At 61.3% G+C, this 20,977-nt stretch carries 21 protein-coding genes and 1 pseudogene; 12 read left to right on the top strand and 10 right to left on the bottom strand.

The window, feature by feature from the left end:
- The first annotated feature begins 65 nt into the window (after window positions 1-65).
- From AC5V87_RS16655 to AC5V87_RS16635, 5 genes and pseudogenes are all read left to right on the top strand, one after another.
- Window positions 66-985, top strand: a pseudogene (locus tag AC5V87_RS16655) (MBL fold metallo-hydrolase).
- A 71-nt stretch (window positions 986-1,056) separates the two neighbouring features.
- Window positions 1,057-1,857, top strand: a complete 801-nt coding sequence (locus tag AC5V87_RS16650) for an acetoacetate decarboxylase (RefSeq protein ID WP_456839151.1) — start codon at window positions 1,057-1,059, stop codon at window positions 1,855-1,857.
- 29 nt (window positions 1,858-1,886) lie between these two features.
- Complete coding sequence (locus AC5V87_RS16645) at window positions 1,887-3,062, top strand: DUF3734 domain-containing protein (RefSeq protein WP_495371614.1); 1,176 nt, start codon at window positions 1,887-1,889, stop codon at window positions 3,060-3,062.
- A gap of 33 nt (window positions 3,063-3,095) precedes the next feature.
- Window positions 3,096-3,500, top strand: coding sequence for a hypothetical protein (locus AC5V87_RS16640; RefSeq protein ID WP_456839153.1), 405 nt, complete (start codon window positions 3,096-3,098; stop codon window positions 3,498-3,500).
- Window positions 3,501-3,512: 12 nt separating this feature from the next.
- Window positions 3,513-4,295: a 3-hydroxybutyrate dehydrogenase gene (locus AC5V87_RS16635; protein ID WP_456839154.1), complete on the top strand. Its 783-nt coding sequence runs from the start codon at window positions 3,513-3,515 to the stop codon at window positions 4,293-4,295.
- 393 nt (window positions 4,296-4,688) lie between these two features.
- Here AC5V87_RS16635 and AC5V87_RS16630 read toward each other — a convergent pair whose 3' ends face one another.
- Window positions 4,689-6,365 carry a winged helix-turn-helix domain-containing protein gene (locus AC5V87_RS16630; RefSeq protein WP_495371613.1) on the bottom strand — a complete coding sequence of 559 codons (1,677 nt, stop codon included), beginning with the start codon at window positions 6,363-6,365 and terminating at the stop codon, window positions 4,689-4,691.
- A 220-nt stretch (window positions 6,366-6,585) separates the two neighbouring features.
- Between AC5V87_RS16630 and AC5V87_RS16625 the strand changes: the two genes are divergently transcribed.
- A complete protein-coding gene (locus AC5V87_RS16625; protein WP_495371612.1) occupies window positions 6,586-7,536 on the top strand; it encodes a helix-turn-helix transcriptional regulator in 951 nt (316 codons plus the stop codon).
- Window positions 7,537-7,907: 371 nt separating this feature from the next.
- Here AC5V87_RS16625 and AC5V87_RS16620 read toward each other — a convergent pair whose 3' ends face one another.
- Genes AC5V87_RS16620 through AC5V87_RS16610 form a run of 3 tightly spaced genes read right to left on the bottom strand, consistent with a single transcriptional unit; the run spans window position 7,908 to window position 10,790 of the window.
- Complete coding sequence (locus AC5V87_RS16620) at window positions 7,908-8,669, bottom strand: SDR family oxidoreductase (RefSeq protein WP_456839157.1); 762 nt, start codon at window positions 8,667-8,669, stop codon at window positions 7,908-7,910.
- Window positions 8,670-8,696: 27 nt separating this feature from the next.
- Window positions 8,697-9,422 (bottom strand): DUF6875 domain-containing protein, encoded by a 726-nt coding sequence (locus AC5V87_RS16615; protein WP_456839158.1) that lies wholly within the window; start codon window positions 9,420-9,422, stop codon window positions 8,697-8,699.
- 36 nt (window positions 9,423-9,458) lie between these two features.
- Window positions 9,459-10,790 (bottom strand): epoxide hydrolase family protein, encoded by a 1,332-nt coding sequence (locus AC5V87_RS16610; protein WP_456839159.1) that lies wholly within the window; start codon window positions 10,788-10,790, stop codon window positions 9,459-9,461.
- 137 nt (window positions 10,791-10,927) lie between these two features.
- On the opposite strand from AC5V87_RS16610, the gene AC5V87_RS16605 reads away from it, so the two are divergent.
- Window positions 10,928-11,815, top strand: a complete 888-nt coding sequence (locus AC5V87_RS16605) for a LysR family transcriptional regulator (protein ID WP_495371611.1) — start codon at window positions 10,928-10,930, stop codon at window positions 11,813-11,815.
- Between the two features lie 101 nt (window positions 11,816-11,916).
- Here AC5V87_RS16605 and AC5V87_RS16600 read toward each other — a convergent pair whose 3' ends face one another.
- The 4 genes from AC5V87_RS16600 to AC5V87_RS16585 all read right to left on the bottom strand — a co-directional run bounded on the left by AC5V87_RS16600 (window position 11,917) and on the right by AC5V87_RS16585 (window position 14,692).
- Window positions 11,917-12,519 carry a VOC family protein gene (locus AC5V87_RS16600; RefSeq protein ID WP_456839161.1) on the bottom strand — a complete coding sequence of 201 codons (603 nt, stop codon included), beginning with the start codon at window positions 12,517-12,519 and terminating at the stop codon, window positions 11,917-11,919.
- 41 nt (window positions 12,520-12,560) lie between these two features.
- Entirely contained in the window at window positions 12,561-13,322 is a 762-nt protein-coding gene (locus tag AC5V87_RS16595) for an SDR family oxidoreductase (RefSeq protein WP_456839162.1), read from the bottom strand.
- 66 nt (window positions 13,323-13,388) lie between these two features.
- Entirely contained in the window at window positions 13,389-13,865 is a 477-nt protein-coding gene (locus tag AC5V87_RS16590) for a DUF6130 family protein (RefSeq protein ID WP_456839163.1), read from the bottom strand.
- Between the two features lie 62 nt (window positions 13,866-13,927).
- Window positions 13,928-14,692, bottom strand: a complete 765-nt coding sequence (locus AC5V87_RS16585) for a DUF6875 domain-containing protein (protein WP_495371610.1) — start codon at window positions 14,690-14,692, stop codon at window positions 13,928-13,930.
- Window positions 14,693-14,878: 186 nt separating this feature from the next.
- Between AC5V87_RS16585 and AC5V87_RS16580 the strand changes: the two genes are divergently transcribed.
- From AC5V87_RS16580 to AC5V87_RS16560, 5 genes are all read left to right on the top strand, one after another.
- Window positions 14,879-15,730: a helix-turn-helix domain-containing protein gene (locus AC5V87_RS16580; RefSeq protein ID WP_456839165.1), complete on the top strand. Its 852-nt coding sequence runs from the start codon at window positions 14,879-14,881 to the stop codon at window positions 15,728-15,730.
- 87 nt (window positions 15,731-15,817) lie between these two features.
- On the top strand, window positions 15,818-16,783 hold the full coding sequence (locus AC5V87_RS16575; protein WP_495371609.1) for a DMT family transporter: 966 nt from the start codon (window positions 15,818-15,820) through the stop codon (window positions 16,781-16,783).
- Window positions 16,784-16,838: 55 nt separating this feature from the next.
- Window positions 16,839-17,144, top strand: coding sequence for a MarR family winged helix-turn-helix transcriptional regulator (locus AC5V87_RS16570; RefSeq protein ID WP_456839167.1), 306 nt, complete (start codon window positions 16,839-16,841; stop codon window positions 17,142-17,144).
- Between the two features lie 396 nt (window positions 17,145-17,540).
- A complete protein-coding gene (locus AC5V87_RS16565; RefSeq protein WP_495371608.1) occupies window positions 17,541-17,957 on the top strand; it encodes a DUF3363 domain-containing protein in 417 nt (138 codons plus the stop codon).
- A gap of 45 nt (window positions 17,958-18,002) precedes the next feature.
- Window positions 18,003-18,374: a thiolase C-terminal domain-containing protein gene (locus AC5V87_RS16560; protein WP_456839169.1), complete on the top strand. Its 372-nt coding sequence runs from the start codon at window positions 18,003-18,005 to the stop codon at window positions 18,372-18,374.
- Window positions 18,375-18,548: 174 nt separating this feature from the next.
- Here AC5V87_RS16560 and AC5V87_RS16555 read toward each other — a convergent pair whose 3' ends face one another.
- On the bottom strand, window positions 18,549-19,751 hold the full coding sequence (locus AC5V87_RS16555; RefSeq protein WP_456839170.1) for an aspartate kinase: 1,203 nt from the start codon (window positions 19,749-19,751) through the stop codon (window positions 18,549-18,551).
- Window positions 19,752-20,963 carry an N-acetylglucosamine-6-phosphate deacetylase gene (nagA, locus tag AC5V87_RS16550; RefSeq protein ID WP_495371607.1) on the bottom strand — a complete coding sequence of 404 codons (1,212 nt, stop codon included), beginning with the start codon at window positions 20,961-20,963 and terminating at the stop codon, window positions 19,752-19,754.
- Between the last annotated feature and the right edge of the window lie 14 nt (window positions 20,964-20,977).

The raw sequence follows: 20,977 nt of genomic DNA, 5'->3' as shown, positions 1-20,977 counted from the left end.
CTTGCTGCGCAGCCCGCTCAACCAGCACCAGCCAGCAGCTTTTCCATCAAAGAGGAGAGAAACACATGAACCGAGACCACACATCCCCCGCCTCACGCCTTGGCAAACCGATGCACGACGAGCTGGTTCCGTCGCGCTACGCGCTGAAAATCGGTGACATCGACGTCCTGGTGATCAGCGATGGAGTTCTGCATCTGCCAACCAATGTGTTGGTCGCTACGGCCGACCCGGCTCCCCGGCAGGCCGTGATCGACCAGCTAATGCTGCCGCCGGAAATGCTCGATTGGCCGCTGAACGTGCTTGTGGTGCGGAGCGGCGGCCGAACCATCCTGGTCGACACCGGGGCGGGAGTGAACTCGAACCTGCCGAAGGCCGGACAGTTGACCCATCGACTGGAGGCCGCCGGCATCGATCTTGCGGACCTGACCGACGTGGTGCTGACCCACTTGCACATGGACCATGTCGGCGGGCTGCTCGTCGACGGGGTGAAGGAGCAGCTTCGACCGGACCTGCGTATCCACGTGGCCGCAGCCGAGGTCAAGTTATGACGAAGCCCGATTTCTCGCTCGTCTCCATGCCGGAGGGTTTTCCGCAGGTGCTTGAATCGACCGCGCAGAAGTTCCTGCGCGAATACCGCACTTATCTGCGGACGTTCGACGACCGCGCTGAAATCGCGCCGGGCGTCGTCGCCCAGCGCACCGGTGGCCACACCCCCGGCCACTGTGTGGTCCGCCTCAACTCCGGCGGCGATCGGCTGACGTTCGCCGGCGATGCCGTATTCCAGGTCGGGTTCGACCACCCCGACGTGCACAACGGCTTCGAGCACGACCCGATGGAGGCGGCCCGCGTCCGGGTCCGTCTGTTGCGGGAGATGGCGGAGAGCGGCGAACTGCTGCTGGCCACCCACCTGTCGTTCCCGTGCATCTGCCATGTGAAGGTCGACGGCGAGGTGTTTCGCTGTCTGCCGGTCAACTGGGACTACTGACACCTATCGTGCGGCGCTTCGAGACGCGGAGCGCGGCACCCTCAATTACATCAAACTGGAGCTCGAGGACGATGAAACACGACACCGTGCATGCGGGGGCGTTCGCCATGCCGCTGACGAACCCGGCCTTTCCGCCCGGCCCCTATCGCTTCGTCAACCGCGAATACTTCATCATCCAGTACCGCACCGATCCGGAGGCCCTGCGCCGGATCGTGCCCGAGCCGCTGGAAGTGACCGAGCCGGTGGTGAACTACGAATTCATCCGGATGCCCGACTCCACCGGCTTCGGCGATTACACCGAAAGCGGCCAGGTCATCCCTGTCTCGTTTCGCGGCCAAGCCGGTAGCTTCGTCCACCAGATGTTCCTCAACGATCATCCGCCGATCGCCGGCGGACGCGAGCTATGGGGGTTTCCCAAGAAACTGGCGCAGCCCAAGCTCGCCGTCGAGATCGACACGCTGGTCGGCACGCTGAACTACGGCTCGGTGCGGATCGCAACGGGCACGATGGGCTACAAGCATCGCGCCCTCGACGCCGCGACCGAGGCAAAGAAACTCGCCGCGCCGAATTTCCTGCTCAAGATCATCCCCCATGTCGACGGCACGGCGCGCATCTGCGAGCTGGTCCGCTACCACTGCGAGGATATCGCCGTGAAGGGCGCGTGGACCGGGCCGGCTGCTCTCGACCTCCACTCGCATGCGCTTGCACCCGTCGCTGAGCTGCCGGTGCTGCAGGTGCTGTCGGCCAAGCACGTCGTTGCCGATCTTACCCTCGGGCTCGGCACCGTGGTCCACGACTATCTCAGTCCGGCGGCGGTGGCGCGCTCGCGGGAGACCATTTCCGAAATCCTGATCGAAGCCGACGCCGGTTGAACAGTCCGCACCGTGCAAGGAGCCCCGCAATGTTGAACGTGATGCGCGAACAGACCCATCCGGTAGCGCAGCAGACCCGGTCGCTGCCCTACGACGTCGTGGCGTTGGTCCTGCAGGGCGGCGGCGCGCTCGGCGCCTATCAGGCCGGCGTCTATGAGGGCCTGCACGAGGCCGGGATCCGGCCGAACTGGCTGGCCGGCATTTCGATCGGCGCACTCAACGCTGCCATCATCGCAGGCTCCCCGGAAGAAGAGCGCGTGGAACGGCTGCGCGAGTTCTGGGAGATCATCTGCGCCCAGTCGATCGAATGGCCGGCGGGAGAAGGACTGGCCGATGCCCTGCCTTTTGCCTTCGACATACACTCGATCCGCAATGCACTGGCGGCGATGCGGGCCCTGGTTCAGGGTCAGCCCGGCTTCTTTCGGCCGCGCTTTCCCTCGCCGCTTTTCTCGCCGTTCTCGGGCGATGCGGCGACCAGCTTCTACGACACCGCGCCCTTGCACCGGACGCTGGAGAAGCTCGTCGATTTTGACCGGCTGAATTCCGGCGAGGTGCGCGTCAGCGTCGGCGCGGTCAACGTTCGCACCGGCAACCTGACGTATTTCGACACCGCCGAACGCCGGCTCTGCCCGAGGCACTTCATGGCCTCGGGCGCGCTGCCGCCGGGATTCCCCGCCGTCGAGATCGAAGGCGAGCACTATTGGGACGGTGGCGTGGTCTCCAACACGCCTCTGTCGCGCGTGCTGTCCGGCGACCCCCGCGACACTCTGACGTTCCAGATCGACCTTTGGTCGGCCAGAGGCCGCGTTCCCTACGACATGATGGAGGTATCGAGCCGCCAGAAAGACATTCAATATTCGAGCCGCACGCGCGCCGTCACCGACCAGGCGCTGCGCATGCAGAAAATGCGTCAGGCGCTGCAGCGGGTGATCGAGCGACTGCCGGAGGCCGCCAAAAAGGATCCGGAAATCCGCGCGATCGCGGATATGGCTCGCCATCGCTCCCACAACATCATCCACCTGATCTACCAGACCAAGCTCCACGAAGGTCATTCGAGGGACTACGAATTCGGACTGAGCGCGATGCGCGCCCACTGGCAGAGCGGGTTGGAAGACATCCGCCGCACGCTCGCGAACGAACGGCGCCTCGATCCGCCGCCGCCCGAGCTCGGCATCGTCACCCACGACATCCATCGCCGCGATTGATCTTTCGCGTCGCCCTTTGATCAGGAGAACACCATGCCGACCCTTTCCGACGCTCCCGAGCAGAACGTCACGACGGAGCTTCGTCCACCGCCCGGGCGATCTGCGCCGGCACGTTCCGGCGCCGCCTCATGGACGATCATCCTGGTGCTCGTCCTGCTCCTGGTGGCGACCGATTTCGTCGCCTACGTCGGCTGGACGCTTGCTGACGGGATCGAGGTTTCGGCAGCCGGCTACGTCGCCATGGCTGCCGGCGTGCTGTTCTCGCTCGTCGTCGGATGCGGGCTCATGGCGCTCATCTTCTACAGCAGTCGGAACGGGTACGACGAACCTCCCGTGCTGATCGTCTCGAACGCGAGTCAGAAGCGAACGAATCGACCGACGATTGAATTGCAGGCCATTCGGACGGACCGCAAGCTTCCACTGCAAGATCGACATTGAAAGGAATCTGCCATGTTGAAGGGCAAAGTAGCCATCGTCACCGGATCGACCAGCGGCATCGGACTTGGAATCGCCAGAGAGCTCGCCAGGCTCGGTGCCGACATCGTGCTCAACGGTTTCGGCGACGCGAATGAGATCGAAAACATCCGCAGCGGCATGGAGCGCGATCACGGCGTGCGCTGCATCTACGATGGCGCCGACATGTCGAAGGGCGAGGCCGTTCGCGGATTGATCGACGCGACGATCGAAAAATTCGGGCGTCTTGACATCCTCGTCAACAATGCCGGCATCCAGTTTACCGCACCGGTTGATGAATTCCCGGCCGCCAAGTGGCAGGCCATCCTCGATATCAATCTGTCGGCGGCATTCCATGGAATCGCGGCGGCCGTACCGCAGATGAAGCAGCAGCGTTGGGGGCGTGTCGTCAACATCGCCTCTGCGCACGGCCTCGTCGCCTCGACCCACAAAGCTGCCTACGTGGCCGCCAAGCACGGCCTCGTTGGCCTCACCAAGGTGGTCGGCCTCGAGACCGCCGGAAGCGGCGTGACCTGCAACGCGGTCTGCCCCGGCTGGGTGCGAACGCCCCTTGTCGAGAAGCAGATCAGCGACATCGCCACGCAGCGGGGCATCAGTCAGAAGCAAGCGACCGAGGAGCTTCTCGCGGAGAAGCAACCGTCCCTTGAGTTCGCATCTCCCGAGCAACTCGGCGGCACGGTCGCTTTCCTGTGTTCGGCGGCGGCAGACCAGATCACCGGCACGGCGATTTCCGTCGATGGCGGTTGGACCGCGCGATAGGCGCGAGTGAACAGGCACGGGCTTCAAACATAGCGGGGCCCGGCAGCATTCCAGCGTGAAGATGCGCTTCGCGCTTCTCCCCCCGACAACAGCCCCTTTTTTGGGAACTCATGATGAACGTGGATCCATCGAAATGTTGATAACCATCCTCGCAATGGTCAGCACAAGTATCTTCGCGGCGCATGCTATCGACGCCTTGCACACGAGCCACCCCGCAGAGGAACCCGACTTCTCGAAAGCGGACTTGCCACGACGCAAAACGCCAGTTGGCTCACACACCTTGACGTTAGCCACGACATGAGGCGCGCCCCACCTCACGGCCGAGTTTGGGAGAAACGCAACTCGAGCACATCCGCGCGGGAGGATTGGCGGCGAGCATCTTGGCTGGGATGATTATTCGGGCAGCCCTGCTTTCCGCAATCCTTCTTCATATCGCGCGACGTCCTCGGCACGTCGATAGGGGCCAATCGCGTCCTTGAGATTGGAAACGCGCAGCGTGGGGCTGAGTTCGCGCAGCCGAGCCACTGCCTTCTGTGCCTGCTCCGGCCGACCGGCCATTGCGTTGCTTGCGGCGGTGATACGTAGTCCCGGTCCGTAGTCCGGACTGCACTGCAACGCCATGGTCGCCCATAGTGCCGCTTCGTCATAGCGATCCAAGAAGAAATGTGCATAGGCGGTTCCGGCTCGCATTGCCATCAGCCAAGGATCAAGTGGGCTCAGGCGAATGGCACGCGAGAAGCGCTCGATCGCCGATTCCGGCTCGCCGAGCCAGAGTTTCACCCAGCCGCCGAAATTCCATGCCTCGGCCAAATTGGAATTCAGCGTAAGCGCGCGATCGACCAAGCCGGCACCTACCCCGAGATCCCGAACGACAAACGCCAACGCATTCCCGCCAGCGGAGAGCGCGATCGGGTCGTCCTTGCCTAACTCGACTGCCCGTTGGGCGAGCTTCTTCACTTCGGTGATCGCATTCGCCGTGTCTGGAATCCAGCCATTGATCTTGGCAACGAGGTAGCAAAAGGCTGCGCGACCGTACGCGGAGGCGAACTCCGGGTCGAGCTCGATCGCACGCTTGAATAGGCGCAATGCCTCCTCGTTCGCTCGCTGGTTGCCAAACTGATGAAGTTGGGCCAGACCGCGCAAATAGAGGGCATAGGCGTCGAGACTGGCGGTCGGCTTGCGCTTGGCGCGCTCGATCTCGGCTTTTTCCACCGCGGGCGCGATCGCCCCGACAACGCTCTCGGTCACCTGGTCCTGCAACTCGAAAATGTCGCCGAGCTCGCCATCGAAACGATCTGCCCAAATATGCGCTCCGGTGGCGGCATCGACGAGCTGTCCCGTAATGCGCACCCGGTTTGCCACCTTGCGAACGCTCCCTTCCAATACGTAGCGCACCCCGAGCTCACGCCCCACCTGCTTCACGTCGACGGCCCGCGCCTTGTAGGTGAAGCTGGAGTTTCGGGCGATGACGAATGGCTCCTTGAAACGGGACAGCGCCGTGATGATGTCCTCGGCCATTCCATCGGCAAAGTATTCCTGTTCGACATCGCCGGACATGTTCTGAAACGGAAGCACCGCAATGGAAGGCTTGTCCGGCAGCGCAGGCGGACTCTCTGCCGCGGCGGCGAGAAATGGCGCGGCCTCTCGCGCTCCAGTAGCCGCATCGACCGTAAAGGCCCTGATTGTCTCCTGGATGCTCTCTACTCGTGGAACGCCAACCTCCGGACCCGGGTCCGCGACCAAGGTTCGCGTCGGCGATTCTTCCTCGGTGATCTGGCCAACAAACCGGAGGCCTTTGCGAGAAACCGTCCGTATCAGGCGTTGCTCTTTTCCGGTGTCCCCGATTGCCTTGCGCACGGCATTGACGTGGCTAGTCAGCGTGGATTCGGACACGATGCGTCCTTCCCACACCGCCTTCAGAAGATCGTCCCTTGTCACGACCTGTTCGCGGTTTCGGACGAGGAAGAGCAGCAGGTCGAACACCTTCGGTCCAACGGGGATGAGCTCGGAGCCTCGCTTGAGCTCGCGCCGGTCGGCGTCCAGGCGATAGTCTTCGAACACAAACGGCACTTTTGACCCCTCTTGGACAAGAAGCCAAGGAAAACTCAATCGCAATTCGGGCCGGCTGCAAGGTCTTTTCCGTCGGAAACTGTACACATTTTCCCATTCTTCGGAAACAAGGGTTCTGCACGCCCTGCACCCGACGCGCACTGATGTGCGCAATCCCCCCAACCCAGTCAGGCCGAGTCACGGCCCATAACGTGCAGTCCGCGAGGCGAGCATTTATTTCATGAGCAAGCCCTTCTCGCGCGATTCCTTGGAGGAGGCGTCAGTTGCGCCTGAGGCGTGCCAAGCCACTCCGGCCAATGCAGAGCGACCTCACCCTAGTGCGGAAATGGCGCGGGTGCTCCAGACCACGCCAATTCACATGGCTTTGGATTCCTCCGGCGCCGGAATTGCCCACTGGAAACATGACCCGCTGCATGACGTTGTCGCGCCCATGAGCCATCACGTCATCATGGCCTACAATGGCACGGTGCAGCGCATAGTGCGGCGGACGGGAAGCGCGGTTGCAATCGGTACGTTTCGCCCCGGAGTCGTAATCATAATTGCCGAAGGATCGAGCTCCCGGTGGGATATTCCGAAGCCAGTCGACGTCGTACAACTCTATCTTCCGCACACCACGCTCGAGCGGGTTGCAGGCGAGCACAACAGCGCCACCTCAACCGATCTCCTGGAGCGAACGGCGCATCCTGATCCCATTACATCCCGATTGCTCCTGACCGCGGCCGGCGCCATGGACGCCAATGGCACCCTGGACACACTGTTCAGGCATCAGCTGATGGACCTCGTGGCCACGCGCCTGCTGGCAGCGCATGTCGGTGTGCCGACCACGTTCCAGCGTACGCTGGGCGGCCTCTCACCGATAGTGTTGCGCCGCGCCATCGAGCGCCTGCGTTCAGATAACGATGCGGACGTCTCGCTTGCGGCGCTGGCTGCCGACGCCGGCTTGTCGCGCTTCCACTTCTGCCGAGCCTTCAAGGAAAGCACCGGGCTTTCCCCGCATGCCTGGCGGCGCGAGCAACGGCTCGAGGAGGCCAAAAACATGCTTCGCAACACCGACGAATCGGTTGTCTCGATCGCGGTCGCGCTCGGCTATACCTCCCAGAGCGCGTTCGCCGCGGCGTTCAGGAAGCTGACCGGGGAGACCCCAAGCAACTGGCGGCGGCGTACACGTTGACGACTCGCCTGTGCGGAACTCCCCGACGATCCGCGACCGCTCCGCTTAATAGAGGCATTTGAAGAGAGACCTGCCGTCAGATGGCAGCTAGCACCAGACGTCCACGATTTGGCATCCCCGCCGGACCGGCTTTAGGTAGTGGTTAAGTAGCTCCGCAGGTCTGGCCTTTCATGCGTCTCCTCAGGCTGAGCTCTTGCCGGTCTGCTCGGGAACGATGTGGTCCGCGTACCGGTCGGGCCAGTTGGTGTCGGGCTGCCCGGTTCGCTTCTCATGCTCTCAATGCGCGGCCGCGGTACGTCTCTTCGGCGAGCTCCCGTGGCGAGGCTCATGGGTTCGATTCCTTTCGTACGTTCGTGCTGTGTTTGACGCCCTCAAAGCTCGGCGAATCCGCCATCGACGACCATTTCCGATCCAAGCATATAGCTCGATGCATCGCTCGCGAGGAACAGGACCGCAGCGGCGATTTCGTCGGGCTTTCCAAGTCGCCCGAGCGGAATCAGCTTGCTGGCGCCTGCGAGATACTCGCGGAACTGGGCATCGGTCTGACCGGGATGTTCGGATTGGCCCACGCCGCGAAGAATGGGCGTCTCGATCAGCCCTGGACTGACCGCGTTTACGCGGATGCGCCGGGCGAGCAGCTCGGCCGACAATGTGCGTGCCAACGAGCGGACGGCTGCCTTCGAAGCCGAAAGGATGGCACGACCGGGAACGCCGACCTGATTCAACCAGGCTGTGTTCAGGATGATCGAACCGCCCTCGCGCATGACCGGTTCGACCGCCTGAATCGAGAAGAACACGGACCTGACATTCGTATCCATGAGGCTGTCATATTGCGCCTCGCTGGTGGCCGCCAAGGGCGTGACATAGGCTACACCTGCGTTGGCGAAAAACACGTCGAGCGCGCCGAAGGCTTGCCGCACGTCTGACGCCATCTTTTGAAGGGCATCTCGAGAGAGCACGTCGGTCTTCAGTGTCAGCACATCGCCGCCGATGAGCGTGCGCGCCCGCTCGAGTGCGTCGGACTCGCGGCCGGTAATGGCGATCCGTGCACCATTGGCTTGCAGCAGCTTGGCGGTGGCCAAGCCGATGCCCGAGGTCCCACCAGTGACGAGCGCAGTCTTTCCGTTAAGCATGGAAACTCTCCCTGTTGTTCTCGGCGGTCAGAACGAGCTGCGGCTCTTGCGCCACGGCAACTGCCGTAGTTCGTCAGCAAGAGCCCGGACAGCGGACGCTCCAAAGCGACGCGCCCAACGATCGAGCCAGTCCTCGCTTTCCAGGAAGAACTTCCAGTCGCTGATGACCGCGGGCCTCATGAGTAGAAATGGTACGGGTGGTGTGAACGGCCGGAAGCTGGAGCTGTGTATCGCTGTCGCTTCGTTGCGTTCGTAGAAGGCTCCCAGCACAAGTCCATCCTCCACGTACGACGGAACGGCGAGCTGCTGCAGGACGTCGTCGAAGAGATCCTTTGCACGATCCGACGGCAAATCGGTGAAGACCAGGACGATCGATCTGTGGTGTGCGTCATGGCCGTTCGAAGACTGAGCGTCCATGAACAGCGTCTTGTCCTTCACGAGCCGGACGATTTTCGGCACGCTCAGATTGGTGATGCGCTCGGGAGCGAGCCAGATCGTCTTGCACTCGCGGGCCACAGGGACGAAGGGACACACCGCGCCATCGCGGCCGAGATCTTTGTGTGGCCTGGCCACGAAAGTCCGGATCCAGTCTGCAACGGCTTGAAGCGCAGTTAGATCGCTTTCCGCGAGCGTCCTCGTCCTGGAAACGTAGTCGAGATCGTCAAGGGGGAAGAGATTGGTGTACTGTGGTGGCAAAGAATCTACTGTCGCGGAGCCAGCCGCGGCTGCTTCAAATGTGTCAACGTGAGTCATGACATTCACCAATTGTTGAATGTAGGATTGCGGTTTTCAGATTGATTGGCGAAGCGGCCTGAACGCGGCACGAAGTTCGGAGGCGAAAAGCGCGGGCTCCTCCCAGGCCGGGAAGTGGCCGCCCCGCTCTGCGTCGCGGAAGTAGATCAGATTGGGAAAGGCGCGGCGGGCCCAAGTCTCCGGGGCTCGAAAAAGATCGTCGTTCGGAAATGTCGTGATGGCTACCGGCAGGGTTATCGAGTCGGTCTTCTGCGCGGCCGCGCTGATCAGGTTCTGATGGCGGTTCTCCCAATAGAGCCTCGCTCCCGAAGCCACCGTGTTAGTCAGCCAGTGAAGTGAGAAGTTGTCGAGCACCTCATCCGGCGTAGGCGCCTGCTTGGGATCTTTGCCGTACGTCCACTTTCCAAAGCCCCCATGGACGAGCATCCACCCCGCAAGTCCAGCCGGAGAGTCGGTCAGCCCGTAACCGACGGCCTGTGGTCGTGCGCTCATCATTGTCAGGTATCCCCAGCCACCGCTCTTGATGAACGACTGCATGGCCTCGAACTCGGCGCGCTCCTTTGCAGACAGTCCCGCAGGCGCGGGCCCGCCGGTGGCGATCGCTTGGGCCGCATCGGGCGGGAAGACCGCCGGCAGATTGGTGTGAATGCCGAGCAAACCGGTCGGGGCCTGACGCCCCATGGCCTCGACAACGCCAGCGCCCCAGTCTCCGCCTTGGGCGACGTACTTTGTGTAACCGAGCCGCTTCATGAGCATGTCCCATGCGCGGCCGATGCGCTCCACGTCCCAGCCTATCTCGGTCGGTCGCGACGAAAAGCCGAACCCTGGCAGCGACGGGATCACGACGTCGAACGCGTCCTTCGCCTGACCGCCGTACGAAGTCGGATCTGTGAGCTCACCGATGGGTTTGATCTGCTCGAAGACCGACCCGGGCCATCCATGTGTGATGATCAGCGGCAGTGCGTTAGGATGGCGAGAGCGCACGTGTATGAAGTGGATATCGACGCCGTCGATCATCGTCTTGAACTGAGGCAAGGCGTTCAACTTTGCCTCGCCCTTGCGCCAGTCATAATCGGTCGCCCAATGGCGGACCAGTTGCTGGAGCTTTGCGAGTTGCGCGCCTTGCGTCTGATCGAGGACCGTCTCCTTGTCGGGCCAGCGGGTCGCTGCCAGGCGGCGCCGAAGATCGTCGAGTTGATCTTGCGGGACCTGAACCTTGAAGGGACGAATGCCATCCCCGTCCGCAGCAAATGCCGAATGTTCTGGAAACAAGCTGGCGGCGCCGGCCGCGGCAACTCCCGCCGCGATCCCGGTTAGAATACTACGACGACCGATGTCGATTGTTTCGGGCTTATCAAACTTGGTCACGATTGCTCTCCTGCTTGAAGGATCAATGTGCGGAGCATCGTCAAACCTCCGCTCGTCCTTGGAAACTAGGAGCCTCGCCAGACCATCCACTAGCTGGTAAAGTCGGGATTTACTGTGCAAGTATTTGGACAACGACCATGGATGCAATCACGGTATTCGTGAAGGTCGTGGAAGCAGGCAATTTCTCCGCTGCGGCGAGACGCTTGGGCATGCCCAAGACGACGGTCAGCGCCAAAGTGGCGGGATTGGAAAAGCGTCTGGGCGTCCGTTTGATCCAGCGCAACACCCGCAAGCTGCGGATGACCGAAGCGGGCGACGCTTATTTCCAACACTGTGCAATCGCAGTCCGCGAGGTCGAACAAGGTGAAGCGGCGCTTCAGGTCTCGAAAACCAAACCGTCCGGTATCCTCAAGGTTACAGCGCCAGTGGACGTAGGGCACGCTATTTTGCCTCGTATCGCACGTGCCTATGCGGCGAAGTGTCCGGACGTTTCCCTTCAGTTCATTCTCACGAACCGGATCGTCGATATAGTTGAGGAAGGTGTCGACCTTGCTATTCGCTTTGCTGGGGCGCTGAAGGACTCGTCACTCATCGCTCGACGATTCATCGAAATAAGATCGGACCTGTGGGCCTCGCCGCAATATATGAAGCGGTTAGGCAAGCTCAGTCATCCGCGCGACCTGGTTGACGCTGCATTCATAAAGTACCTCTTCCAAAAGACGTCGGTGACTCTCACGAACGGGAAGTCGGACTTTGAGGTTGAAATGAAGGGACGTTTTCAGGTCGATGACGCAGAACTGTGCAAGTCCCTCACGGTGTCGGGAGAAGGTATGGCATGGTTGCCGGATTATCTGACCGCAGACGCGGTGAAAGCCGGCAAGCTAGTGAGGGTCCTGTCGGAATGGCGTACGAAGCAGCAGCGGCCGGCGACCCTATACTTTGTCTATGCCGGTCGCCAGTACGCGCTGCCGAAAGTGGAGAGCTTTATCCAAACCGCCTTTGAGCAGGTCCAACTCGGAAAGTGAATAGGCAATGCAGCAGCAAACCTCGGCTGCGACACGCCGCAGATGGGGCATACTTAGAAGGTTGTGTTTCAGTTGCTCTGGCCTTTCGTAAATGCGTTGCCTTAGGCTGAGCCCATGCCGGTCTGCTCGCGAACGATGTAGTCCGCATACCAGTCGGGCCAGTTGGCGTCGGGCTGCCCGGTTCTCTTCTCATGCTCTCCATGCGCGGCCGCCGCACGCCTCAGCGCGCCGGCGAGCTCTCGCGACGATGCAAAGCTGGTGTCAGCCTCGACGCGGCCCGGCAACCGATGCGTCACTTGCTGGATTAGCCAACCATTGCCGTCCGGATCGAGGAAGGTCGCGAGGGCTCCATAACTCGGCCGCTCCGGATCAGGACCCGGGACGCGGCCATCGGGCCCACGGTGAAACACCTCGCTGACTTCGACCCCTCGCTTGATGAGCTCATCGCGCGCTGCCCCGATGTCGGAAACGACGAGAAAGTGGAGCGGGGCCGCCGCAAGCTGAATCGATGCTGGCGACCCGGGCGGCGTCAACTGGACCGCGCGCGAGCCATCGGCCCGGGTGAAGTCGGCATCCAACCGCCAGCCGAGATCGCTGTAGAACTTCTTCGCGCGATCGACGTCGGCGACCGGGATGACGGCGACCTCCAGCTTCATGGCGAGGCGTTGGGGGTCGCGAGTTTCCAGTGACTTGGGATTGCTCATAGGTTCGATTTCCTTCGTACGTTCGTGCTGTGTTGACGCCCTCAAAGCTCGGCGAACCCGCCATCGACGACCATTTCCGATCCAAGCATGTAGCTCGACGCATCGCTCGCGAGGAACAGGACCGCAGCCGCGATTTCGTCGGCCTTTCCAAGTCGCCCGAGCGGAATCAGCTTGCTGGCACCTGCGAGATACTCGCGAAACTGGGCATCGGTCTGACCGGGATGTTCGGACTGACCCACGCCCCGAAGAATGGGTGTCTCGATCAGCCCTGGACTGACCGCGTTTACGCGGATGCGGCGGGCGAGCAGCTCGGCCGATAGCGTACGGGCGAAGGACCGTACCGCCGCCTTCGACGCCGACAGGATAGCCCGACCGGGCACCCCGACCTGGTTCAACCAGGCCGTATTCAAGATGATGGAGCCCCCCTCGCGCATGATGGGCTCGACCGCCTGGACCGAAAAGAACACAGATCTGACATTAGTGTCCATGAGCGCATCATATTGCGCCTCGCTGGTGGTCGCCAGCGGCGTCACATAGGCCACACCGGCATTCGCAAAGAAAATGTCGAGCGCGCCGAATTTATGCTGCACATCGGACGCCATCTTTCGAAGGGCGTCGCGGGATAGCACGTCGGTCTGCAGCATCAGCGGGTCCCCAGCAATGATTTCACGCGCCCGCTCGAGAGCGTCCGCTTCGCGGCCCGTAACGGCAATTCGCGCACCTTTGGCGCGCAAGAGCTTTGCGGTAGCGAGGCCGATGCCCGATGTGCCACCAGTAATTAGCGCGGTCTTTCCGTTTAGCATTGAGTTCTCCGATCATTTGGGCTGTTCGACTTCCGGAAGCGACATTCCTGTCGTCGACACGGTGGCCTACTTGTGGCGGCCGGCGTGGCTTGTCTTTTGGTGTTCGGGCACGACGAATTTCAGTGTCGTCATCTGGCCAGGGAAGACGTTGTGATCGGCGTCCACCAGCGCGATCGTCACCTGGTGCGGACCAGCAGGCAGGCCGGCTATGTCGACGGTGTTGTTGTCGCTCGCGTCCGCCCACCACCACGGCAGGTCGTCGACGGTGATGTGAAGATGACCAATACGGGGCGACACTTGGCGCGCGCCCGCTCCGAACACCTGGACGATGCGGACGTTTTCCACTCGATACTGCGCCCAGAAGACGCCGATCGCCAAACCTTCGGGAAGCGGGGGATCGACGATCAGCTTGGGATCGCGCTCGTTCTCGACGGGGACGTATGGCGAAGGTCCGCGGATTTCCCTCGCGGTTTGGGCTGACGCGTCGGTTGCGAGCACTGCGCAGGCCGCTATGGCAGCGGCAAAGATCTTGACGTGAGTCATGGCACTACCTTGTTCTAAAGGTGGGATTCGAGGTTCTCGGATCGATGTACGAAATCTGGTGACTAATCGCGCTTCGCGCGCCACGGCTGGCGGCGCAGTTCATCGGCAAGCGCATGGATTGCAGAACCCTGAAAGCGGCGGGCCCAGAGATCCAGCCACTGTTCGCTGTCCAGAAAGAATTTCCAGTCGCTAACGACTGCCTGCCTTATCGGCAGGAACGGCACCGGCGAGTTGAACGGCCGAAAACTGGTATTGTAAATCGCAGTCCCTTCGTTGCGTTCGTAAAACGCTCCAAGCACCAATCCATCTTCCGCATAGGATCGAACGGCGAGATCCTGCAGCACTTGCTCGAACAGGGACTTCGCACGTTCTGCCGCCAGGTCGGTGAAGACAATGACGACTGATTTGTAGACGGCGTCGCTATCAAGGGGCTGAGAGTCAAGGAACACCTTCTTGTAGTCGCCGATGAGCTCGACAACATCTTGCACGCCCCGGTCGGAGATCCGCTCGGGAGCGAGCCAGAGTATCGTACGTTCGATGGCCCGAGGAACGAAGGGGCACACGGGCCCAGAGCGGCCGAGTTGCTTGTCGGGTTTGGCCACGAAGCCATTTATCCAGTCTGCGACCGCGCGAAGCGCGTTTCGATCCCCTTCGATCAGCCCGCTCGTCCTGCCGACGTCGTCGAGATCCTCCGGCAGGAGGAGATTGGCAGCCGCTGCCGGCAGGGACCGTCCTGTCGAGCCACGAACCGTCCTCGCGTTTTCCGCAACAGCGCTCGCGGCGAGCGTCAAGCAAGCCGCAATTGGGGCACGCGTTTCGAGGGTCACATCGGATCTCCTTTTGATGAGCCATGGGCTGGAGATAGCGGCGTCGCTCGCCGGGATCTTGTCGATTCCTTACCTGCCGCACGGAAGTGTGAAGACGGATCGCTATCCTCCTCACCTCGACAAGGAGCTGACACGATCATATGTTCGCGTAATTGCCCATGTTGATTGAGGAATTGGATTGCACGGATGGCCGACAGGCTGCCGAACGGTAACCAATCGATGGCATGGTCCGACGATTCGTTCGTGGCCACAGAGTTTCTTTTTGCCGATTATCGCGACTTCGTTTTTCCGCTCCATGTGCATGAGACATTCGCGATTGGCGTCATCGAAGCCGGTGGACAGCACTTCCAGCCGGGGCGATCCCCATCCTTGATCATGCCTGAGGGGACGCTGTGCACGATCGATCCCCGCGTCGTGCATGAAGGAAGGCCGGCAACCGAACGAGGTTGGCGCTACCGGATGTTCTATCCCTCTCCTGCACTCGTTGCGGGCGCACTAGAAGAGCCACGCCGCCTTGCCTCAAGTGGAGAGTGGGGCATTGGACAACATGTCATCCACGATCAGGAGCTCTATCGCGAATTCGTCGGTCTGCACGTTTCCTCGCAACGCAAAGAAACTCTGTTGGAGCGGCAATCGCGTATCGCTGTCTTTCTTCGGCGGCTGTTCGCACGTCACGGCAATTTTCTGCCTGAAGCGAGCCGGGCGAGAGCCGCTCCGCGCACGGCGTCCCTCGTTCGCGACTACCTTCATGCCAATGCGGAAAGTCAGGTCAGTATAGCCGACCTGGCGCAGGCTGCAGGTGTCTCGGGCACGCAGGTCATTCGAGCCTTTTCGGCAGGAACTGGCATGCCGCCACATTCCTACCTCGTCAGCCTACGGGTCGAACGGGCAAAGGCGCTGCTGAGATCAGGAAGGAGTCTGGCCGCGGCGGCGCTCGATGTGGGCTTTTCCGACCAAAGCCAGTTTACCCGCCATTTCAAGCGACTTACGGGGGTGACTCCCGGTCGGTTCGCCGCGGAAACGTCATCTGCCAGGTAAGGAATCGACAAGACCGGCGTTGTCGGTCTGGCCTACGTTGCGCGCATTGGCTGGATGACGCCAGCGCGTAGCGAGGCTAGAACTCCAATGACAACGAAGAACGTGTCCTTGGCGCAAGAAGCACCTGCTCTGCGTCGGCGAATTGATGTCGCCGACCCGAGATCGGCGAAGGGGATCGCTCTGTTCGCCTTCGTCTTCTTGGGCGTGATCTGGGGCAGCAACTTCATCTTCATGAAGTGGGCCGCCGCGGAAATCGCGCCTGCACAGATCGTGCTGCTCCGTGTTGTCTTCGCGTTTCCAACCGTATTTCTCTATGCGCTGTGGCAAAGGGCTTTGCGTTGGCAGCATGTTCGGTACGCGCATCACTTCATCGTCATGTCCCTATTGGGCACTGCAATTTACTACTTTGCTTTTGCCAAAGGGGCGGCACTTCTTCCGTCCAGCATCGCCGGTTTGCTGAGCGGAGCGATTCCCCTGTTTGCGTTCATCTGCACATACTTGTTTTTGCGCGACGAGATCATCACGGTCACCAAGGCAGCAGGCGTCGCTCTCGGTCTCCTCGGCGTAGTTCTCATCGCGCGGCCGTGGTCGGCTGTGGATTACGTTAGTATGGAAGGGATCGCGTATATGATGGCAGGTTCTTTTAGCCTCGGATGTTCCTTCGTTTATGCTCGCAACTTCATCAGCCCGTTGCAGCTACCGGCCTCGGCTCTGACGACTTACCAGATCGGGGTGGCGGTGGTGTTCTTGGTCATGGCAATCCACCTGGACGGAATCGACGCAGTCTTCAGCGATACCCGCGCTTGGACCGGGCTTGTTTTTGGTCTTGGAATTTGCGGGACGGGTCTGGCTTATATCATCTACTATTTCATAGTAGCCAACCTAGGCGCCCTCGCCGCGTCAAGCGTCACCTACATTCCGCCGATCGTCTCACTTATCATCGGCATCCTCCTGGCGGGTGAGAGCATCAACGCTTTCGAATGCGTCGCCGTGCTGCTCGTTCTCTCCGGTGTAGCTGTGTTGCAACTCGGCAAGCGAACAGAGCATTTGTAGTTATCGTGAGGACGTTGTTGCCTGCGAGACAAATCTGCTCGCGTTGAATGCCGATATGGAAGCCGCCCCGCTGGTCTCTGACGGTCTGATAGAGAAAAGCCCACACCCCGGCAACGGACGCCGCGTGCAGCTCACGATGACCGAACACGGGATAAACCTGCTGGTCCGTCTCGCCGCCTTGCAACGCCCAGTGAATGACGCGCTGTTTGGCATGTCGACGCGCGAGGAGTTCAGAGTGCTCTCCCAAATCCTTTCTCGTCTTGCTTCCAACGCCGATAGCGCATTGAAGCTTGCCGAGCACGTCCGGGCAACGCTCACGTCCCAGAATAACGTAGCGTACCGCACCGGAGAGAGTTCGTAAGAACCGACGAGCAAGCCGTCAAAGCCTGCGGTAGTGACGATTTAGATCAAGGCGTTGGGTGCTTCTGACGGCTCTGGCCTAGCGACCGCGTCGTCATAACGAGGGCAGCGCGACCAACCCAGCGAGAGTTTTCGCCCTTGATTGGATCCGTTAGCCGCCCAACCGCATTGAGGCGGAAACGACTTCAGCCACAGGACTGAGACTGTTGGTCAGCACTTGCTCTTCCCTTCCGTCAGAATCTGGCGTGTAGGCCGAACCACAAAGCGCCCTCACGTTGGCTGTCGTGAGATTTTGATCTCCCGGTGCACACGTCGTGCACACGGCGCCTACTAACCGATTGAAAGACTTGAACTCTCATGGCGTCCATCTCGTGGACCTAAGGGCGTCGGACTGGTCTTGCCTACGTTGCTCTCGTGGACCTCGTCGGTGGTGCACGACATCACCCGTAAGCTTCACCAGGAGATCACGGCCGACCGGCTCGCGCGGCTTGACCGGAGCATCCTGCGAGATGCGGGGGGTGTGCTGTCTGGACGGGAGCCCGCCTGGCAAATGGCGCGGATCGGAAGGCTGCGAGCGCTGGAGCGGATGGGGTTGGCGGACGAGACAGAGCCGGGGCGCTGGCGGATCGACCCTGAGCTCGAGCCCAAGCTCAGACGCATGGGGGAACGCGGCGACATCATCAAGACCATGCACCGTGAGATGGCCGCGGTGGGAGTTTCGCGGGCCGCCAGCGACTACACGATCTTTGGTCCGGAACCAAGCGCTCATCGCCTGGTCGGGCGGGTCGTTGGCGAGGGTTTGCGGACGAACTGACGGAGCGCCGCTATGTCGTGATCGATGGGGTGGACGGGACGCACTATGCCGAGGTCGGTAAGCGATCGCGGCGAATATTTTGCGGGCGACCCACTTGATCTCATGTTCCGTGCGCTGGGTGGAGACGCCGCTGACAAAGCCTACGAGAATGCCAGGGTTGGGCCAAACGACATTGATGTCGTCGAGCTGCACGACTGTTTCACAAGCAACGAAGCGCTGATGTATTCAGCACTTGGCTTTTGCCGTGAAAGCGAGACCGAACGATTTATCCTCGAAGGTGCAGGCAGCTACCCAGGAGACATAGTCGTCAATCCTTCCGGCGGGCTCCTGTCAAAGGGACATCCGCTCGGCGCTACAGCCTCGGATCGCGGAATTAACGTGGCAACCCCGCGGCAGCGCCGGTCGACGGCAGGTTGAAGGTGCTGGCACCGGGCTCCAACAAAACGCCGGTTTGGGCAGCGCCGGTATCGTGCACATCTTGCAGAACACCTCACAGGTGTGATCTGCGTAGCTAGTTTAGCTTATGAGTGGTAGGCAGGCCGACGAACAATGGGCGAGCCGGTATCACAAATGCCTGGCGAAGCGACAATCCTAAGCTTGCGGAACCAGCGAATGCAATGCGTTGACGGCAGCCTCTCGATTGTCCACAGGGACAAACAGGCTGACCGAATGCGATGACATTACGCATCTGTCGGGGACAATTCCGTGACCCTCAAGAACCTGCAACGCCCTGAACGGCAATTCTGATGAGACGCCGCCGAAGCAGGTGAGACTCACCGCGCTCGAAGCTTCGCGCTGCTTGCGCAGATCCCCGGCGTGCTCCAGCGTGCGCAACAGGGCATCCAGCCACTCCGTATCGCACGTCACAGTCATGCTAGTCTTTCCACCAGCGAAGTGCGATGCAAGGAGCTGCGGCCAGGACAGACTGTTTCGCTTGAGATGCTGCGCGAGTTTCTCGAAACCGTGATTGAGATCCCTGGAATCGATTTCCACATGCTCGATGCGGGCGATCGAGTTGACGGCGAGAACTTTCCCGTTTTCCATGCCCAAAATCTCTTTCATCACTTGCGTGCTGTGCCCGGCGCCGCCCGACTGCTTGAGGACCAGAGGCACATCCTGACTTTGCGCCAACTCTACGCTGCGGAAATGCAGGATCTTCGCACCCCAGAAGCACATCTCCGACAGGGATGCGAAGTCCACCTGTGGCAGGGGCCTTGCATCCGGCACGATCCGCGGATCGGCCGAACAGATTCCGTCGACCTCCTTGATGATCTCACAGCGTTCGGCTTTCAGCGCGGCGGCCATCGCGACGGCCGTGGTGTCGCTGCCGCCCCGGCCGAGCGTGGTGATTTCCCGGGTTGCCGGGTTCACGCCCTGGAATCCTGCCAGCACCACGACGCGTCCGCGATCAAGCTCCTCGAGCACGCGAATGGGCCGCACTTCCAGAATGCGTGCGGAGGAATGGGAGTCGTCGGTCATCACGCCGGCCTGGCTGCCGGTGAAGCTGATCGCGGGCACGCCCAGATCGGAAAGCGCCATGCTCATCAGGGACATGCTGATGCGCTCGCCTGTGGTCAACAGCATATCGAGCTCGCGGCGGTTGGGAGCCGGGCTCACCTGATGAGCCATCTGAATCAACTGGTCGGTGGTCGTGCCCATGGCTGAGACGATCGCTACGACACGGTGACCGCGGCCGTGCAAATCGGCGAGACTGCGCGCAACCGCGCGGATCTTCGCCGGTGTTTCAAGGCAGACGCCGCCATATTTTTGCACGATGATCGGTTGATTGCGCATCTAACCTCGCTCGGAAGCCTTGCTCCCCTCGCCCATCGAACCGACACCGCCAATCCATGTGCCGACGACCTCAAAATTCGGATTGAAGGCGACAAGATCCGCGCGGTATCCGGGCGCGATCTGTCCAAGTTCGGGCCCAAGGCCCAGAAATGTCGCAGGCGTCCGGGACGCCATGATGAGGGCATCAACGAGGGGGACTCCGATTAGCGCAACAGCATTGCGGACCGCCTCGATCATGGTGAGGTGAGCGCCCGCGAGTGTGCCATGCCGGCCAGTCAGGCGCCCCTCGTGTAACGTGATCTCCCTTCCCTGCAACATGAATTGCCGGTCGTTCGTGCCCGCCAATGGCATGGCATCGGTGACCAGCATCAATCGATGGCGTCCCTTGCAGCGGAAGGCAATACGCAAACCGGTGGGGTCAACGTGGATGCCGTCGCAGATGATCCCTGCAAACAACCGGTCGTCCACCAATGCGGCTCCCACCAAGCCCGGCTCTCGGGCGTTCAGCTGCGACATGGCATTGAACAGATGGGTCACGCCCGAGACACCGCGATCCACCGCCTGCCCGATTTCGGCTGCGGTGGCGTCGCTGTGGCCGGCCGCGATACGCAATCCGGCGCCGATCAATTCATCGATCATGGACGCGGGCACGCATTCCGGGGCCAAGGTCACAATGGAGCGACCGCGATCCCCGAAACTCTTGATAGCGGCGAGGTCGCGCCGATCGGGCACGCGTATCTCGGCTTCCGGATGAATACCCTTGCGCGACCTGTTGAGGGCCGGACCTTCCAAATGAAAGCCGAGCACGCCGGGAATTCCGAGGCACACCTCGGCTGTTGCAGCCAATCGTTCGATGATCTCGCTTCGATCGGAGATGAGGGTCGGCAAGCAGCCCGTGGTCCCGGCCTTGCGGTGCGCCTCGACGATGCGGCGAACGCCGGCCTCGGTTGGCTGGTCGTTGAGAAGCACGCCCCCGCCTCCGTTCACCTGGATGTCGATGAATCCGGGGGCAAGGATCGCATCTCGGGGAAGGCGGATTGACGCCCCCGCGGCGTCGTCGAAGCTGATGCTTTCAATCCGCCCTTGCGCGATTCTGACCGAGCCGGGTCCGCGCATGTCGGTCCCATCAAAGATGTGCTGCGCAGCAATCGTGAGTGAGGCAGAACCAGCGTGGCCCATCAGGATCGATCCGGGAATGGCTGTCACAGACACGTGAGGGGAGTCTT

The sequence above is a fragment of the Bradyrhizobium sp. SOJA106 genome (genome assembly GCF_059448745.1).
The sequence above is the reverse complement of the archived record's forward strand: the minus strand, read 5'-3'. Positions and strand labels throughout refer to the sequence as shown.

Coding starts and splice junctions, on each gene's coding strand:
- AC5V87_RS16570 (WP_456839167.1), top strand. CDS start 16,839: ATGGAAGCCGCCCCGCTGGTCTCTGACGGTCTGATAGAGAAAAGCCCA.
- AC5V87_RS16595 (WP_456839162.1), bottom strand. CDS start 13,322: ATGCTAAACGGAAAGACCGCGCTAATTACTGGTGGCACATCGGGCATC.
- AC5V87_RS16575 (WP_495371609.1), top strand. CDS start 15,818: ATGACAACGAAGAACGTGTCCTTGGCGCAAGAAGCACCTGCTCTGCGT.
- AC5V87_RS16620 (WP_456839157.1), bottom strand. CDS start 8,669: ATGCTTAACGGAAAGACTGCGCTCGTCACTGGTGGGACCTCGGGCATC.
- AC5V87_RS16650 (WP_456839151.1), top strand. CDS start 1,057: ATGAAACACGACACCGTGCATGCGGGGGCGTTCGCCATGCCGCTGACG.
- AC5V87_RS16645 (WP_495371614.1), top strand. CDS start 1,887: ATGTTGAACGTGATGCGCGAACAGACCCATCCGGTAGCGCAGCAGACC.
- AC5V87_RS16615 (WP_456839158.1), bottom strand. CDS start 9,422: ATGACTCACGTTGACACATTTGAAGCAGCCGCGGCTGGCTCCGCGACA.
- AC5V87_RS16640 (WP_456839153.1), top strand. CDS start 3,096: ATGCCGACCCTTTCCGACGCTCCCGAGCAGAACGTCACGACGGAGCTT.
- AC5V87_RS16625 (WP_495371612.1), top strand. CDS start 6,586: ATGAGCAAGCCCTTCTCGCGCGATTCCTTGGAGGAGGCGTCAGTTGCG.
- AC5V87_RS16605 (WP_495371611.1), top strand. CDS start 10,928: ATGGATGCAATCACGGTATTCGTGAAGGTCGTGGAAGCAGGCAATTTC.
- AC5V87_RS16600 (WP_456839161.1), bottom strand. CDS start 12,519: ATGAGCAATCCCAAGTCACTGGAAACTCGCGACCCCCAACGCCTCGCC.
- AC5V87_RS16560 (WP_456839169.1), top strand. CDS start 18,003: ATGCCGAGGTCGGTAAGCGATCGCGGCGAATATTTTGCGGGCGACCCA.
- AC5V87_RS16580 (WP_456839165.1), top strand. CDS start 14,879: ATGGCCGACAGGCTGCCGAACGGTAACCAATCGATGGCATGGTCCGAC.
- AC5V87_RS16590 (WP_456839163.1), bottom strand. CDS start 13,865: ATGACTCACGTCAAGATCTTTGCCGCTGCCATAGCGGCCTGCGCAGTG.
- AC5V87_RS16635 (WP_456839154.1), top strand. CDS start 3,513: ATGTTGAAGGGCAAAGTAGCCATCGTCACCGGATCGACCAGCGGCATC.
- AC5V87_RS16555 (WP_456839170.1), bottom strand. CDS start 19,751: ATGCGCAATCAACCGATCATCGTGCAAAAATATGGCGGCGTCTGCCTT.